The following is a 16,154-nucleotide window of genomic DNA, read 5'->3' as shown; positions in this document are numbered from 1 at the left end:
TTTGCCTCTCGGTTGATGTCGGTCGAATGCCAACTGCTCCGCGCTGCTTCAAAACCTGTGTATCCGGATGACGCTTGTTGCATGGCGTGCCATGCCCTTTCTCGATGTGCCGGCCGTGGCGCGGGCGCCATGGCCGTTTCCATGCGGTGCTCCCTGCGGCATGCCTGTTCCAGTCAGTTGCCGCCTTTGGAAAATGCCATTCGCGCCAGCGCCCACTGGCCGTCGCGTGGATCGCCCGTGGCATAGATGCACAGGTCGTGGATGGCGCCGGCCTTCGGCGCCGACATGTCGGCCTGCAGCGTGGTCTGCCCGCCCGTGCGTGCCGCCGCTGCCAGCGGCAGCACGGCAAGCAGCGGCCCCGTGCAGGAATCGGCGTGGATCTCGATCTCGCCGGCGGCGCTCGACTTCCGGCGCACCACGGCATCCTTCGCCTCGTCGCCGAAGCGCCATGCCACGCGGGCCACGGTCACGCTGACGCGCGTGACGCCTGCCAGCGGCGCCTGCGGCCACAGCCAGCACATGTCGCCGACGTCCATCGCGTAGACCGGCCGCGGGCCTTGTGCCGGCCGCTGGCCGCCCAAGCGCATGCCCGGCTGGCGCGAGCACGTGGCGAGCTGGCTGCCGTCGCGGCCGAGCAGGGTGGCGGGACCCAGCAGCTGGGCGCGCGGCATGGCAAGTTCGTAGCCGTCGGACGCGAAGCTCGCCGCGCGCAGCGTCGTGCTGTCGTGCGCGTGGAATGCCAGCGGATGGACGTACGGCGTGGAGGCCGGCGTGGGCGCGGAGCCGTCGATCGTGTAGCGGATCGTGCCGGATTCCGTCTGACTGGACAGCGCGACGCGCAACGTGTCACCGGCGCCTGCCGTCACCTCGAAGGCGGGCGCAAACGCCGTGTCGGCATAGCCGATGCCGAGCGCGCGGTAGCGCGCGAGTTCGGCGGGCAGGCGCTGCAGGAAGCCGTTCCAGTCGTGCGCGGCCGCCGGCGACCAGCCCAGTTCCGCCAGGGCGGCGACGCGCGGGTACAGCGCATGCTGGTCGCGCGCGAAGCCTGGCATCAGCTCGGTCCAGAGCCCGGCCTGCACGCCGATCACGTGGCTGGCTTCGGCCGCGTTCGCGCCAGGCGGGAGCACGGCCGTGTCGTAGGCCTGCCGCAACGTCGCCATCGGCGGTTGCCCCGGCCATTCGTCGGGCAGGGCGGACTGGTAGTGGTCGAAATACAGCGATTCCTGCGGCGTCATCACCACGTCGTGGCCCTGCCGCAGCGCGGTTAGTGCCACGCGTTCGCCGTCGTTGCCGTGCCACGACATCACCACTTCCGAAGCCGGCAGCGGCGCACCGGCGACCAGTTCGTCATCCCAGCCGACCGGCGTGCGCCCATGCGCGACGAGATGCGCGGCGACCCGGCCGGTGAACCAGCCCTGCAACTGGTCCATGTTCGCCAGGCCCAGCCGCTGCATCTGTGCGTGCACGTCGGGCGACGCGCTCCATTGCTGCTTGTCGGCCTCGTCGCCGCCGATCGAGACGTAGCGCGAGGGGAACAGCCGCATCACCTCGTCGAGCACGTCGTCGACGAAGCGCAGCGTCTTCGCGTCGGGTTTCAGCAACCACGGGCTGACGCCCCACTCGGCCCACACGGACGGACGCTGGCCGGTGACGCCCAGCCACGGGTACGCGGCGATGGCCGCCTGCGAGTGTCCGGGCAGGTCGATGCCCGGCACCACGGTGACGTAGCGCGCGGCGGCGTGGCGCACGATCTCGCGTACCTCGGCTTCGGTGTAGTGGCCGCAGTAGGGCTTGCCGGGCGAACCGGTCAACTCGGCGTCGAGGCCCACCGCCTGGCGGCAGGCACCGGTCCGCGTGAGCGCGGGGTACCCGGGGATGTCGAGGCGCCAGCCCTGGTCTTCGGTCAGGTGCCAGAGCAGCACGTTGAGCTTGTCGAGCGACATCCAGTCGATCAGCTGCTCGATCTCGGCCACGCTCTGGAAGTGTCGTCCGGAATCGAGCAGCAGTGCACGCCAGGCGAAACGCGGGTGATCGTCGATCACGCCCGCGGCCACCACGGCTGCGCTGCCGCGGGTCCAGCCGGGCGGCGTCAGCAACTGCCACAGCGTGACACTGCCATAGAACGCGCCGCGCGGCGTGCGCGCGCTGATCCGGATGCGCCGGTCGCCGACCACGATGCGGTAGCCGGCGTCGCCCGTCACGTCCGCGTGCGGGTCCACGTCGAAGATGATGGCGGCGCGCGCATCGGCCGCCGTCGCCGTGTGCAATTGCAGCCCGCGCGTATCGGCCAGCAGGCGTACGAACCGATCCGCGATGGCCTGCAACTGCAGGCGATCCGTGCCGCGTACCGCGATTACGGCGCCATCCGCAAGCTCGACGGCGGGCGATCCGGTCGGGTGCGCCTGGACAGGCTGCGGCAGCAGTGACCAGGCGGGCGCGGCCGGCATCGCCATGGCGACGCCCATGGCCGCCAGCCACGCGATGGCGGACGCGGCGAGATTCTTCCCGGCACGCGTCCCCGCTCCCGGTCGTCGGGACAGGCGTGGCGCCGATGTCGCGATGCGGTTCACGGCGACGGGCCGCCTGCCACGGCGTGGCGCGACGCTGCTGCAACGGTCCCGCCACGCTCGAGATACCAGCGCGCCGCACCGAGCACGCCGTGCTGTCCGTGCTCGGTCACCCACACCGGAACCTGCGACAGGAACGCACGCACGCTGCGCCCGTGCAGGAAGCGTTCCTCGAAGGCGCTGCGTTCGAGCAGGCCGAACATGGAATCCAGGAAGCCGCCGGCCAGGTACACGCCACCGCTGGCCATGAACGTCATGGCCACGCTGCCCACGAAACTTCCCAGCGCCGCGCAGAAGATCTCCACCGCCTCCGCGGCCTGCGCGTCGCTGCAGGCCATGGCCGCCGCGGTGACGGCCTCGGGCGTGGCCAGCCAGGGCGTTTCCCCACGCAGGCTGCACAAGGTCCGGTACAGGGTCAGCAGACCGGGGCCCGACACGATGTGTTCGTACGGCAGGTAACCGCCGTCCGGTGCCAGTTGCGCGAGGATCTCGCGCTCGCGGATCGAATGCGGCGCGAAGTCCATCTGGCCGGCTTCCGTGGTCAGCACGCGGCCGCCGGCGGGACCGGGCAGGCGTACCGCCGCGCCCAGGCCGGTGCCGGGGCCGATCACCAGTGTCGGGCCATCGGTTGGGCGGTCCGGTCCGCACAGCAGGCGGCCGCTGCAGGCCAGGGGGTTGTCGAGCGCGTATCCCAGCGCTTCGAAGTCATTGAGGGCGACGATATCGTCCAGTGCCAGTGCCAGGCGCAGCGACGGCAGGTGGATGGGCCAGGCGGAGTTGTCGTTGAGCACCTCGTCGCCCATCAGCTGGCCCGCGCAGGCCAGCACGCAGTGCCGCACCGGGGCGCGCAGCTCGCTGGCGACGAAGGCCTGCAGCAGTTCCGCCAGCCCGCCGAAGTCCCCGCAGGCGAACTTGCGGTAGGCCAGCACCTCGACCCCGCGCCCCGCATTTTGCGTGGCCTGGATCAGTGCGACGCGTGCGTGCGTGCCGCCGACGTCGGCCGCCAGGAATGGCGCCGCCGGGACACTCGCCGGTTGGTCCGGTTGGTCGATTGCCGCGTTCACCGTGCTCCCCCGCAACGGAACGGGGGCCAGCTTGCGAGCCGTTGACACCGGTGTCAATCCGCGGCGCGGCATGCCCGAAGTCGGCAGGGACGAAGTCGCAATTAGTTGAAAGATATTGATAAAAGTCCATGCCTGACGCGGCGCGGCGCCCGAGGCATGCTGTGTCGCAGCACCCCGTGGGGTGCCGGGGAGCAATCGCGGTGGCGACCAGCACACCAGGGTTGCCGCGGCGGCCGCGCGGTGGCGGCGCGATAGAATGCCGGGATGGATATCTTCAAGACCTTCACCCTCGAGGCGGCGCACCGCCTGCCGAATGTGCCGGCCGGGCACAAATGCGCACGCCTGCATGGGCATTCCTTCCGCGTGGAGATCCACCTGAGCGGCGAGTTGGGTGCGGACAGTGGCTGGGTGATGGACTTCGCCGACGTGAAGGCGGCGTTCCAGCCCTTGTACGACCAGCTCGACCACCACTACCTCAATGAGGTCGAGGGTCTGGAAAACCCGACCAGCGAGCGGCTGGCCATGTGGGTCTGGGAACGCCTCAAGCCGGCGCTGCCGCTGCTGTCCGAGGTCGCCGTGCACGAGACTTGCACGTCGGGCTGCCGCTATCGGGGTTAGGCGGGATCCAGGATGCTGGCGGGAAAGCGCTTTGCCATCGTTCCCCGTGCCCGGACCGGAGCGGTCGCGTGAGCAGGGGGCAGTTGTGGTCGGCAGACTGGCCGTCAGCAGTTGAGGCCTGCCGACATGGATATTGCGGCGTTGCGACAGTCGTGTGATTGATTCAACGGCGTGTATATCCTGAATATTTTCACAGTGGCCTTGCCTGGCTGCGAAAAATATATTGCATTGCACAAAAAAGCTTGCTAGAGTGGCTCCCACTAACCGCATACCCCAGCGAGGGCAAGCTCATGACTCAGCAGTTCAACAACCAGTTTTTCGCCTACACCAAGCAGGTCACCGAGGGCGCGTTCAAGGCGCAGTCGCTGGCCCTGAAGAGCCTGGAGACGGTCGCCGGGCTGCAGCTCAAGGCGCTGGAGCAGCAGACGCGTGATTCGGCCGCGTTCGTGGCCGAGGCGCTGGAGACGCGTGACGCCGATGCCCTGCGCAGCCTGTGGGAAAAGGGCGCCAGCCTGAGCCGCGAGCAGGCCGAGCGTGCGGTGGCGGTTTCGCAGGAAATCATCGCCGTGACGCAGAAGGCTGCGGAGTCGCTGCAGGCGCTGGTGCAGGAGCAGCGTCAGGCCGCCAACGAGGCGGTGGCTGCGCCGGTCGCGAAGAAGGCCGCGAAGTAAGGCCTGCGACACAATCCCTGGTGGCACCCTGCCGGCGGCTCCCCTCCCGCGCGGCAGCATGGGCCGGACTTCCCCAGTCCGGCCCTTTTCTTTGGTGAATCAGGGGGCAACGACGGCGTTGCCGGCGGGTCGCGGGACAAGTTGCCACAGTGTTCGCGGCTTGTCGCTTCGAGCGGGGCACTGATATACTTTTACGGATTGGATCATGGTTCGTGGCTGTATCGGTGCCACTCGGTGGAAACCGATGCGGAGAGGTTGCGTGCTCAACAGTCTCGACGCCGGTCGGCGCCTCGCACTGCGCACGGCGCTGCTGCAGCTCGCGGTGGCGGCGATGATCGGCGTGATGTTCCTGCTGAAGGGACATCGGGAGGCGGTTTCGGCTGCGGCCGGAGGGTTCACGGTGGCGCTGGGTACCGCGCTGATGTCCGTGCAGGCCTTCGGCCGGCTGGTTGGTGGCGCGGCGGCTTTCGCCCGTCTGCTGCTCGGCATGCTGCTGAAATGGGCAGTGGTTGTCGGCGGGCTGGGGTTGATCCTGTTCAAGTACAAGTTGCCGCCGCTGGCCGCCGTGACGGGGCTGGTGGCTGCCTACGCGGTTTATCTGGCGGCATTCAGATTCAAGGGTTGATTCATGGCAAGCGAGCCGGGCGGGCTTACCGAATACATCCAGCACCACCTTACGCATCTCGTTCCGCAGGTGAGCAAGGAAGGTTTCTGGGCAGTGCATCTCGACTCGGTCGCCGTGTCGCTGGTGCTGGGCGTGCTGTTCTGCCTGTGGTTCTGGTCGAAGGCGCGCAAGGCCACCTCGGGCGTGCCGTCCAAGGGGCAGGCTTTCGTCGAGATCATCCTCGAGTTCGTCGATGGCCAGGTCAAGGACGTGTTCCACGGCGACCGCCGCGTGCTGGGCCCGCTGGCGCTGACCGTGTTCGTCTGGGTGTTCCTGATGAACGCGATGGACCTGCTGCCGGTGGATCTGCTGCCCTGGATCACCCAGAAATTCGGCATCGGCCACTTCCGCGCCGTGCCCACGGCCGACATCAACATGACGTTCGCGATGTCGATCACGGTGTTCCTGCTGATCATCGTCTACAGCTTCAAGGCCAAGGGTTTCGGCGGCTACATGCACGAGCTGTTCACCGCGCCGTTCGGCAAGCATCCGGCGCTGTGGATTCCCAATTTCGCGCTGAACCTGGTCGAGCTGCTGTCCAAGCCGGTGAGCCTGGCGATGCGACTGTTCGGCAACATGTACGCGGGCGAGCTGGTGTTCATGCTGATCGCCGGCCTGTTCAGCGCCGGTGCCGGCGTGGCTGGCTGGGCGCTGTATGGCGCCGGCATCATCGGCTACACGGTGTGGGGCATCTTCCACATCCTGATCATCTCGATCCAGGCCTTCATCTTCATGGTGCTGACCATCGTGTACATCTCGATGGCGCACGACCATCACTGATTCCGGTTCCGTTTCAACTTTCAACCCTTCAACGCAAAACCGTTTTTTCGAGGAGACCACCGTGGAACTAGTCGCTCACATTGCTCAAGTCCAAGGCTTCACCGCCATCGCGCTCGGCCTGATCATCGGCCTCGGTGCCCTGGGTGCCTGTATCGGCATCGGCGTGATGGGTTCGAAGTTCCTGGAAGCCGCTGCCCGCCAGCCGGAGCTGGTGCCGCTGCTGCAGGGCCGCATGTTCCTGCTGGCCGGCCTGATCGACGCGGCGTTCCTGATCGGCGTGGCGCTGGCGATGTACTTCGCCGTGGCGAACCCGCTGCTGTCGAAGCTGGCTGCTGGTTGATGTCCTAGGCGGCGCCTGGCGCCGCCGTTCTCTCGGCGCGGATCGTTCGATGTCCGCGCCGGCTCCATTCCGTATTTGCAGGTAAGGCAGCGATGGATTTCAACGCGACCCTGATCGGCGAAATGATTGCTTTCGCCATCCTCATCTGGTTCTGCGTCCAGTTCATCTGGCCGCACCTCAGCAAGGCCATCGAGGAGCGGCAGATCAAGATCGCCGAGGGCCTCAGTGCCGCCGAGCGCGCGCACGCCGAGCTGAAGAGTGCCGACACCAAGGTGGCGGACGAGATCCGCAAGGCGCGCCAGCAGGCGTCCGAGATCATCGACAAGGCGCAGCAGCAGGCCAACGGCATCCTCGACAAGGCCCGCGCCGACGCCATCGTCGAGATCAACCGGCTGAAGGCCGCCGCGCAGGACGATATCGCCGCGATGGCGCAGCAGGCGCGCGAACAGTTGCGCGAGCGCGTCGGTGCGCTGGCCGTGCAGGGCGCCTCGAAGATCGTGCAGCGCGAGGTGGATGCCTCGACGCACAAGGCACTGCTCGACCAGCTCGCCGCCGAGGTCTGAGCCATGGCCCAGGCAATCACCCTCGCCCGTCCCTACGCCCGCGCCGCATTCGAGCTGGCCCACGCCGGCGGTGCGCTGGCGGCATGGTCGCAGGCGCTGGCGTTCGCCGCCCAGGTGGCTGCCGACCCACGCGTGGCGGCGCTCGGCAACGATCCGCGCGTGCTGCCGAAGCAGCTGATGGCGCTGCACCTGCCCGAGGGCATGGCGGCCGATGCGCCGTTCGCGCAATTCCTCGGTGAACTGGCCGAGCACCGCCGCATGGCGCTGCTGCCGGAAGTGGCGGCGCTGTACGAGCAGTACCGGCGCGAGTCCGAGTCGCAGCTGCTGGTCAAGGTGACCAGCGCGATGGCGCTGGACGCGGCGCAGGCCGAGCAACTCAAGGCTTCGCTGAAGCGCCGCTTCAAGCGCGAGATCGAACTGGACGCCCGGGTCGATGCCTCGCTGCTGGCCGGCGTGGTGATCGACACCGGCAGCGAAGTGATCGACGGTTCCGCGCGCGGGCGCCTCGAGCGCCTGGGCAGCGCCCTCGCAAGCTGAGTTTCACGCGAAGCCGTTTCGCGAAGAGCAGGACCGGCCATCCAGGGCCGTACGACAAAGGTTTCATGCGAAGTCCTTTCGCAGAAGAGCAAAAACCGGCCATCCATGGCCGGACAATCAAAAGTTTCACGCGAAGTCCGTTTCGCGAAGAGCAAAAGCCGGCCGTCCATGGCCGGACTCTTAAAAAAGGCTTTCAAATTTCAGGATATCGACATGTCCAGCACCACTCTCAACCCGTCCGAGATCAGCGAACTGATCAAGAGCCGCATCGAGCAGTTCAAGCTCGGCGCGGAAGCCCGCAACGAGGGCACGATCATCAGCGTGTCCGACGGCATCGTGCGCATCCACGGCCTGGCCGACGTGATGCAGGGCGAAATGATCGAGCTGCCGGGCAACGCGTTTGCGCTGGCGCTGAACCTGGAGCGCGACTCGGTCGGCGCGGTGGTGCTGGGCGAATACCAGCACCTGCGCGAGGGCGACGTCGCCAAGACCACCGGCCGCATCCTCGAAGTGCCGGTCGGCCCCGAGCTGCTCGGCCGCGTGGTGGATGCGCTGGGCAACCCGATCGACGGCAAGGGCCCGCTCAACGCCAAGCTCAGCTCGCCGATCGAGAAGGTCGCGCCGGGCGTGATCTGGCGCAAGTCGGTCGACCAGCCGGTGCAGACCGGCTACAAGTCGGTCGACTCGATGATCCCGATCGGTCGCGGCCAGCGCGAGCTGATCATCGGCGACCGCCAGACCGGCAAGACCGCGCTGGCGATCGACGCGATCATCAACCAGAAGAACTCGGGCATCTTCTCGATCTACGTGGCGATCGGCCAGAAGCGCTCCTCCATCGCGAACGTGGTGCGCAAGCTGGAAGAGAATGGCGCGCTGGCCAACACCATCGTGGTGGTCGCCTCCGCCTCCGAGTCGGCCGCGCTGCAGTACATCGCGCCGTACTCCGGTTGCGCCATGGGCGAATACTTCCGCGACCGCGGCCAGGACGCGCTGATCGTCTATGACGACCTGTCCAAGCAGGCCGTGGCCTACCGCCAGATCTCGCTGCTGCTGAAGCGCCCGCCGGGCCGCGAGGCCTATCCGGGCGACGTGTTCTACCTGCACTCGCGCCTGCTCGAGCGCGCCTCGCGCGTCAGCGAGGAATACGTCGAGAAATTCACCCACGGCGAAGTGAAGGGCAAGACCGGCTCGCTCACCGCGCTGCCCGTCATCGAGACCCAGGCCGGCGACGTGTCCGCCTTCGTGCCGACCAACGTGATCTCGATCACCGACGGCCAGATCTTCCTCGAGACCGACCTGTTCAACGCGGGCATCCGCCCGGCCGTGAACGCCGGCATCTCGGTGTCGCGCGTGGGCGGTTCGGCGCAGACCAAGATCGTCAAGAAGCTGTCCGGCGGCGTGAAGCTCGCGCTGGCGCAGTACCGCGAGCTGGCGGCGTTCGCACAGTTCGCCTCCGACCTCGACCCGGCCACCCGCGCCCAGCTGGACCGCGGCCAGCGCGTGACCGAGCTGATGAAGCAGAAGCAGTACGCGCCGCTGTCGATCGCCGAGCTGGCGCTGTCGGTGTACGCCGCGGAGAAGGGCTACCTCGACGACCTGCCGGTCAACAAGGTGCTGGCGTTCGAGAAGGGCATGCACGACTTCTTCCACCAGAACCACGGCGAGCTGATGAAGAAGATCGTCGCCACCGGCGACTGGAACAACGACATCGAGGGGACCTTCAAGTCCGGCCTCGACGAGTTCAAGAAGACCGGCAGCTGGTAATCCCAGGAACGGCGCGCCGGTGCTGAACCGGCACGGCACAGACCCGACAGATTGAGGCATACGTGGCCAGCGGACGCGAAATCAAAACCAAGATCAAGAGCACGCAGAACATGCGCAAGGTGACGCGCGCGCTCGAAATGGTCTCGGCCTCGAAGATCCGCAAGGCGCAGGATCTGATGAAGGCCTCGCGCCCCTATGCGCGTTCCATGCGCAAGGTGATCGCCCACGTGGCGCAGGCCAGCACGGACTTCAAGCATCCGTTCCTGGTCGAGCGCGGAAACGTGGCGCGGGTGGCCTACATCGTGGTGTCCACCGACCGCGGCCTGTGCGGCGGCCTCAACTCCAACCTGTTCCGCCGCCTGCTGCCCGCGATCCGCGAGTGGCAGGACAAGGGCGTGCAGGTGGACGTGGTGGCGATCGGCCAGAAGGCGCAGTCGTTCTTCCGCCGCATCAAGGGCGTGAACCTCACCGGCAGCGCCACCCACCTGGGCGAGCGGCCCAAGTTGGAACAGCTGATCGGCGTGATCAAGGTGGTGCTGGACGCGTACCAGGCGAATGGCCTCGACCGCGTGTTCCTCGCCTACAACGATTTCGTCAACACCATGACGCAGAAGCCCACCATCGACGCGCTGCTGCCGCTGCCGCTGGTGGCCGCGGAGATGGAGGCGCACCAGGCGGCCGGCGAACCGGCGTATGCCGGCATCAAGCTGGAACAGACCCACGACTGGGACTACATCTACGAACCGGATGCGCAGACCGTGCTGGAACACGTGCTGGGCCGCTACATCGAGTCGGTGGTGTACCAGGGCGTGCTGGAGAACCTCGCCAGCGAACACGCCGCGCGCATGGTCGCGATGAAGAGCGCGTCGGACAACGCGAACAAGGTGATCGACACGCTGACCCTGGTCTACAACAAGACCCGCCAGGCGGCGATCACGCAGGAAATCAGCGAGATCGTGGGAGGAGCTGCTGCGGTTTGACCGCAGCAGCTCCCAAAAGAATTTTGGCGACGCGCAGCGGCGCCGCAACAGACACTTAAAGATCCATCCGGAGCACATCCATGAGCCAGGGCAAAGTTGTTCAGATCATCGGCGCGGTCATCGACGTCGAGTTCGCGCGCGATCAGGTGCCGCAGGTGTACGACGCGCTGAAGATCGACGGCACCGAGATCACGCTGGAAGTGCAGCAGGTGCTGGGCGACGGCGTGGTGCGCACCATCGCGCTGGGTTCCACCGACGGCCTGAAGCGCGGCCTGCTCGCCCGCAACACCGGCGAAGGCATCAAGGTGCCGGTGGGCAACGCCACCCTGGGCCGCATCATGGACGTGCTCGGCAACCCGATCGACGAGGTCGGCCCGATCAACGCCGAAGACCGCTGGGTGATCCACCGCGAAGCGCCGTCGTATGCCGACCAGGCGCTGGCCAACGAGCTGCTGGAAACCGGCATCAAGGTGATCGACCTGGTCTGCCCGTTCGCCAAGGGCGGCAAGGTCGGCCTGTTCGGCGGCGCCGGCGTGGGCAAGACGGTGAACATGCTGGAACTCATCAACAACATCGCGACCCAGCACTCGGGCCTGTCGGTGTTCGCCGGCGTGGGCGAGCGCACCCGCGAAGGCAACGACTTCTACCACGAGATGCAGGACGCCGGCGTCGTCAAGCTGGACAACCTGCCGGAGTCGAAGGTGGCGATGGTCTACGGCCAGATGAACGAGCCGCCGGGCAACCGCCTGCGCGTGGCGCTGACCGGCCTGACCATGGCCGAGTACTTCCGCGACCAGAAGGACGCCTCCGGCAAGGGCAAGGACGTGCTGTTCTTCGTGGACAACATCTACCGCTACACGCTGGCCGGCACCGAGGTGTCCGCGCTGCTCGGCCGCATGCCGTCCGCCGTGGGCTACCAGCCGACGCTGGCCGACGAGATGGGCGTGCTGCAGGAGCGCATCACCTCGACCAAGACCGGTTCGATCACCTCGATCCAGGCCGTTTACGTGCCCGCGGACGACCTGACCGACCCGTCGCCGGCCACCACCTTCGCGCATCTGGACTCCACCGTGACGCTGAGCCGCCAGATCGCCTCGCTGGGCATCTACCCGGCGGTGGATCCGCTGGACTCCACCAGCCGCCAGCTCGACCCGCAGGTCGTCGGCCAGGAGCACTACGACGTGGCCCGCCGCGTGCAGGGCATGCTGCAGCGCTACAAGGAGCTGAAGGACATCATCGCCATCCTCGGCATGGACGAACTGTCCGAAGAGGACAAGCAGGTGGTGGCGCGCGCCCGCAAGTGCGAGCGCTTCTTCAGCCAGCCGTTCCACGTGGCCGAAGTGTTCACCGGCGCGCCCGGCAAGTACGTGTCGCTGAAGGAAACCATCCGCGGCTTCAAGATGATCGTGGAAGGCGACGTCGACCACCTGCCGGAGCAGGCGTTCTACATGGTCGGCGGCATCGACGAGGCGATCAAGAAGGGCGAGGAGATGGGGGCCGCCAAGAAAGCCGCGTAAGCGGGTTTCTTGAAATTAGGTAACGGGGCAGGCTTGCTGCGACCCTCCCCGTAGCCGGTGCCTCTTTCCTTGCAAGCACAGCGAGAACCAACCATGACCACCCTCCGAGTCGACATCGTCAGCGCCGAAGCCGAGATCTTCCACGGCGACGCGTCGATGCTGATCGCCACCGGCGAGCTGGGCGAGCTGGGCATCACGCCGCGCCACGCGCCGCTGATCACCCGCCTCAAGCCCGGCCACGTCGAGGTGGTGCTGGCCACGGGCGAGCGCCAGCAGTTCTACGTCTCCGGCGGCATCCTCGAAGTGCAGCCGCAGGTGGTCACCGTGCTGACCGACACCGCGATCCGCGCGGCCGACCTGGACGAGACCGCCGCGCAGCGTGCCAAGAAGGAAGCCGAGGACGCGCTGGCCAACCGCACCGACGCGCTGGAAGTATCCGAGGCGCAGGCCAAGCTGGCCGAGGCGATGGCCCAGCTGCAGGCGCTGGAGCGGCTGCGCAAGAACCTCAGGGTTTGATTGGTGCGCTCGTCCTTGAGCGCGAAGATCGAGCGGGCGGCCAGCCATGGCCGCACTCATGGATGAAGCGGTCGCGTCGATGGACATCGTGGGAAAGGACGCCGGCCTTGCGCCGGCGTTTTTGCGTGCGGGGATTGCCGGTGCGGCCGCGGCGGCTCTTCAAATTACAAATGTAATTTGATAGCGTTGCCGACATTCGCCGGATGGAGAAGGTCGTGATGGCACGCATGAGGCTGGCTCCGGGCTTGCTCGTGCTGGGCGTGGCGGGTTGCGCCAGCGTCGCCGCTCCGCCCGCCAGGGCGCCGAATGAAGGCTCCGCCAGTTACCGGATGCTCGACGACGGCCGGATGGCGCATTACCAGCTGGCCATCGGCGATACCGCCACCGGCGCGACGCCGCTCCGGCGCGTGCAGCCGGTCTATCCGCCAGACCAGCTTGCGGCCTGCCCGCCACTGCAGGAAGTGCAGGTGCAGGTGATCGTGGACGAGGCGGGCAAGGTGGGTGAAGTGCGCGCGATCCCGGCCGACGATGCATCGCACGCGCCGCATTGGGAGCGGTTCTACGCTGCGGTGCGCACGGCGGTGCTGCAATGGCAGTTCAACCCGCTGCGGATCAACCACTGGGCCGCGGACGCCGACGGCAACAGCCACGAGGTGGACAGCACGACCAGGCCGTTCAGCCTGATCTACGCGTTCCGTTTCGAGTGCCGCGCCGGCAAGACGGCCGTGTCATCCGCCTCGGCACCACGCTGAGTCCGCGCCGTCCGGCTGCTGCGCGAAGGCCGCCGCCGGACTGATAGACTTTTCGGACAGCTCCCGTCAAGGCAGTCACGCATGAACCACGCCCCGCTGCATGTCATCGTCCTCGCCGCCGGTGCCGGCACGCGCATGAAATCCGCGCGCCCCAAGGTGCTGATGCCGCTGGCCGGGAGGCCGTTGCTGGCCCATGTGCTGGCCACCGCGCGGGCGCTGCAGCCGGCGGCGATCCACGTGGTGTACGGCCACGGCGGCGACCAGGTGCAGGCCGCGTTCGCGGGCCAGGACGACCTGCATTGGGTGCTGCAGGCCGAGCGCCTCGGCACCGGCCACGCGGTGGAGCAGGCGCTGCCCGACGTGCCCGACGCGGCGCAGGTACTGGTGCTCTACGGCGACGTGCCGCTGCTCCGCGCCGAGACGCTGCGCGAGCTGGCGCAGGTCGATGGCGGCTTCGGCCTGCTGGCGATCCGCGTCGCCGAGCCGCGCGGCTACGGCCGCGTGTTGCGTGACGGCAACGGCCACGTGCGCTGCGTCATCGAGGAGAAGGACGCCACGGACGAGCAGCGCGCCATCGACGTGGTCAACACCGGCATCCTCGTGTCACCGGCTGCCGCGCTGCGCGTGTGGATCGCCGGGCTCGACCGCGACAACGCGCAAGGCGAGTTCTACCTCACCGACATCTTCGCGATGGCCAGTGAGGAAAACCGCCCCGCGCTCAGCGTCGAATGCGCCGATCCGGTCGAGGCTTCCGGCGCCAACGATGCCGTGCAGCTCTCGACCCTCGAAGCCGAATTCCGCCGGCGCGCCACCCGCGCGCTGCAGGTCGCCGGCGTGCGCCTCGCCGATCCCGCGCGCCTCGACGTGCGCGGCGACGTAAGCAGCGGCCGCGACGTGGAGCTCGACATCGACGTGATCCTCGAAGGCGCGGTGAGCCTGGGCGACGATGTGCGCGTGGGGCCGTTCACCCGGCTGAAGGACGTGCGCCTCGCCGCCGGCACCGTGGTGCTGGCGCATTGCGATCTCGACGGCGTGGTCACCCACGGCCCCTGCATGATCGGCCCGTATGCGCGGCTGCGCCCCGGCACCGAACTCGATGCCGGCGTGCACGTGGGCAACTTCGTCGAAACCAAGAAGACCCGCATCGGCGAGAACAGCAAGGCCAACCACCTCAGCTACCTCGGTGACACCGTGATCGGCCGGGGCGTCAACGTCGGCGCCGGCACCATCACCTGCAACTACGACGGCGTGAACAAGTTCGCCACCCGCATCGAGGACGGCGCCTTCATCGGCTCCAACAGCGCGCTGGTGGCGCCGGTGACGATCGGCGCGCAGGCCACCATCGGCGCCGGCTCGGTGGTCACCCGCGATGCACCCGCGGGCGAACTCACCGTGGCGCGCGGGCGGCAGCTCACGCTGGCGGGCTGGAAGCGGCCGGCGAAGTTGCCGAAGTAATCGCGCGGCGGCTCAGGCGTAGCGCCATCCATCCAGTTCCACCAGCAGTTCGCTGCGGCAGACATCGCCTTGCAGCAGCAGCACCGGCACGCCGGGCAGGCGTTGCCTGAGCAGTTCGCGCACGCGTGGCGCGTCGGCGGGGTGGCGCACATAGGCCTTCAGCGGCGCCTGCGTGTCGAAGCCGGCGGGCATGCCGGCGCTGGCCAGCAGCGCTTCCAGGTTGACCAGGATCTCCTCCAGCTGGGCGGCGAGGTCGCCCTCGTGCGCGGAGGCGTGGCCCACCACCGCGGCGGTGCCGGAGATCGCCAGTGCGTCCTGTGCAGGCAGCCGCATCGCGCGGGCGAAGCCTGGCGAGGTGCGGCCGTACTGGCGCGGGTAGCGCCACGCGCTGACCTGGCGCGGGTTCTCCACCGCGGTGCCGGCGTGCGTGCTGGCGAGCAGGTAGACCTGCAGCAAATGCGGTTCGCCGTGGTGGCCGATGGCGGTGGCGGCGGGATAGCCATGGGCGAACCAGTCGCCACAGCCTTCGGCGCGGCCGTCGCAGAACAGCTTGTAGCGCTCGGTGTCGCCGTCGCCCTGGTTGATCGCGCCCTGGTAGTTCCAGATGCGCAATACCTGTTGCTCGTCGCGGCTGCGGATGAAGTCGCGCAACTGCGCGTAGGCGACGCGGGCCGCGCCCGCGGGGCCGCCGTGGTCGCGCTCGTCCAGTTCCAGTGCGGCAAACAGCCAGCCGCCGCCGGCCGACCAGCGCAGCGCCTCGTGGTGGCCGTGCTGCACCGGGCCATCCACCAGCCACAGTTCGCAGGGCGTCGGTGCGTCGAGCGCTTCCAGCGGCACGTGCGACCACCGCGGGTCGTCGATGCCTGCGGCACTTCCGCCGAAGCCGAACACCGCCAGCGCGCCGGGCTCGGTGAGCAGGGTGGCGGCGTCGTTCAAGCGATAGGAAACGCGCGGTGCGCGCACCAGGCCACCCTCGGCCCTCCTGCTTTCACATCCCTCGAGCATATTTGCAACCGGGCAAGACAAGGGCTCCATGTTACACTTTGCCACCGCTTTCCGCGGTTTCGACGACGTTTCCAGAGCTTCCGCGCACATGGCTGAATTGACCGCTGCCCAGCACGAGCTGGCCACCCTGATCGTGGAAAGCCTGAACCTCGAAGCGCTCGACCCCGCGAAGATCGACCCGGACGCGCCGCTGTTCGGCGGCGAACTGGGGCTGGATTCGATCGATGCGCTGGAGATCGCGCTGGCGGTGTCCAAGCGTTACGGTTTCCAGCTGCGTTCGGACCATCCCGACAACCGGCAGATCTTTGCCAGCCTGCGGGGCCTGAGCGCGTTCGTCGAAGCGCACCGCGCGCGCGGCTGA

General features: G+C 67.8%; 18 protein-coding genes. 15 read left to right on the top strand and 3 right to left on the bottom strand.

Going from position 1 to position 16,154, the window contains the following annotated elements; genetic code table 11:
* Positions 1-173: 173 nt before the first annotated feature.
* Both ABQJ56_RS01655 and ABQJ56_RS01650 read right to left on the bottom strand, forming a co-directional pair.
* Positions 174-2,465, bottom strand: a complete 2,292-nt coding sequence (locus tag ABQJ56_RS01655) for a beta-N-acetylhexosaminidase (protein WP_367843248.1) — start codon at positions 2,463-2,465, stop codon at positions 174-176.
* Positions 2,466-2,566: 101 nt separating this feature from the next.
* Entirely contained in the window at positions 2,567-3,631 is a 1,065-nt protein-coding gene (locus ABQJ56_RS01650) for a glucokinase (RefSeq protein WP_367843247.1), read from the bottom strand.
* A gap of 264 nt (positions 3,632-3,895) precedes the next feature.
* Between ABQJ56_RS01650 and queD the strand changes: the two genes are divergently transcribed.
* The 14 genes from queD (at position 3,896) to glmU (ending at position 14,788) form a co-directional block, all read left to right on the top strand.
* Positions 3,896-4,249 carry a 6-carboxytetrahydropterin synthase QueD gene (gene queD, locus ABQJ56_RS01645; protein ID WP_367843246.1) on the top strand — a complete coding sequence of 118 codons (354 nt, stop codon included), beginning with the start codon at positions 3,896-3,898 and terminating at the stop codon, positions 4,247-4,249.
* A 290-nt stretch (positions 4,250-4,539) separates the two neighbouring features.
* Complete coding sequence (locus tag ABQJ56_RS01640) at positions 4,540-4,920, top strand: phasin family protein (protein WP_367843245.1); 381 nt, start codon at positions 4,540-4,542, stop codon at positions 4,918-4,920.
* 259 nt (positions 4,921-5,179) lie between these two features.
* Positions 5,180-5,545 carry a hypothetical protein gene (locus ABQJ56_RS01635; RefSeq protein ID WP_367843244.1) on the top strand — a complete coding sequence of 122 codons (366 nt, stop codon included), beginning with the start codon at positions 5,180-5,182 and terminating at the stop codon, positions 5,543-5,545.
* A gap of 3 nt (positions 5,546-5,548) precedes the next feature.
* Positions 5,549-6,364, top strand: coding sequence for a F0F1 ATP synthase subunit A (gene atpB, locus ABQJ56_RS01630; protein WP_367843243.1), 816 nt, complete (start codon positions 5,549-5,551; stop codon positions 6,362-6,364).
* 61 nt (positions 6,365-6,425) lie between these two features.
* Positions 6,426-6,704, top strand: a complete 279-nt coding sequence (gene atpE / locus ABQJ56_RS01625; RefSeq protein WP_367843242.1) for a F0F1 ATP synthase subunit C — start codon at positions 6,426-6,428, stop codon at positions 6,702-6,704.
* Positions 6,705-6,796: 92 nt separating this feature from the next.
* Positions 6,797-7,267 (top strand): F0F1 ATP synthase subunit B, encoded by a 471-nt coding sequence (locus ABQJ56_RS01620; protein WP_367843241.1) that lies wholly within the window; start codon positions 6,797-6,799, stop codon positions 7,265-7,267.
* 3 nt (positions 7,268-7,270) lie between these two features.
* Entirely contained in the window at positions 7,271-7,804 is a 534-nt protein-coding gene (locus tag ABQJ56_RS01615; RefSeq protein ID WP_367843240.1) for a F0F1 ATP synthase subunit delta, read from the top strand.
* Positions 7,805-8,017: 213 nt separating this feature from the next.
* Entirely contained in the window at positions 8,018-9,568 is a 1,551-nt protein-coding gene (gene atpA, locus ABQJ56_RS01610) for a F0F1 ATP synthase subunit alpha (RefSeq protein WP_367843239.1), read from the top strand.
* Positions 9,569-9,630: 62 nt separating this feature from the next.
* The gene (atpG, locus tag ABQJ56_RS01605; protein WP_367843238.1) at positions 9,631-10,548 is read left to right on the top strand and encodes a F0F1 ATP synthase subunit gamma; all 918 of its coding nucleotides are present in this window, start codon (positions 9,631-9,633) and stop codon (positions 10,546-10,548) included.
* 80 nt (positions 10,549-10,628) lie between these two features.
* Positions 10,629-12,065, top strand: coding sequence for a F0F1 ATP synthase subunit beta (gene atpD, locus ABQJ56_RS01600; protein ID WP_367843237.1), 1,437 nt, complete (start codon positions 10,629-10,631; stop codon positions 12,063-12,065).
* A 93-nt stretch (positions 12,066-12,158) separates the two neighbouring features.
* Positions 12,159-12,581: a F0F1 ATP synthase subunit epsilon gene (locus tag ABQJ56_RS01595; protein ID WP_367843236.1), complete on the top strand. Its 423-nt coding sequence runs from the start codon at positions 12,159-12,161 to the stop codon at positions 12,579-12,581.
* A 46-nt stretch (positions 12,582-12,627) separates the two neighbouring features.
* The gene (locus tag ABQJ56_RS01590; RefSeq protein WP_367843235.1) at positions 12,628-12,762 is read left to right on the top strand and encodes a hypothetical protein; all 135 of its coding nucleotides are present in this window, start codon (positions 12,628-12,630) and stop codon (positions 12,760-12,762) included.
* Between the two features lie 37 nt (positions 12,763-12,799).
* Entirely contained in the window at positions 12,800-13,333 is a 534-nt protein-coding gene (locus tag ABQJ56_RS01585) for an energy transducer TonB (RefSeq protein WP_367843234.1), read from the top strand.
* An 81-nt stretch (positions 13,334-13,414) separates the two neighbouring features.
* Positions 13,415-14,788 (top strand): bifunctional UDP-N-acetylglucosamine diphosphorylase/glucosamine-1-phosphate N-acetyltransferase GlmU, encoded by a 1,374-nt coding sequence (gene glmU, locus ABQJ56_RS01580; RefSeq protein ID WP_367843233.1) that lies wholly within the window; start codon positions 13,415-13,417, stop codon positions 14,786-14,788.
* 12 nt (positions 14,789-14,800) lie between these two features.
* On the opposite strand, the gene ABQJ56_RS01575 is transcribed toward glmU, so the two are convergent.
* On the bottom strand, positions 14,801-15,724 hold the full coding sequence (locus ABQJ56_RS01575) for a chorismate transformation FkbO/Hyg5 family protein (protein ID WP_496430677.1): 924 nt from the start codon (positions 15,722-15,724) through the stop codon (positions 14,801-14,803).
* Positions 15,725-15,881: 157 nt separating this feature from the next.
* Between ABQJ56_RS01575 and ABQJ56_RS01570 the strand changes: the two genes are divergently transcribed.
* The gene (locus ABQJ56_RS01570; RefSeq protein WP_367843231.1) at positions 15,882-16,154 is read left to right on the top strand and encodes a phosphopantetheine-binding protein; all 273 of its coding nucleotides are present in this window, start codon (positions 15,882-15,884) and stop codon (positions 16,152-16,154) included.

This window comes from Rhodanobacter geophilus (assembly GCF_040812275.1).
GTDB classification, from domain to species: domain Bacteria; phylum Pseudomonadota; class Gammaproteobacteria; order Xanthomonadales; family Rhodanobacteraceae; genus Rhodanobacter_A; species Rhodanobacter_A geophilus.
This window is presented reverse-complemented; position numbering and strand designations above follow the sequence as displayed.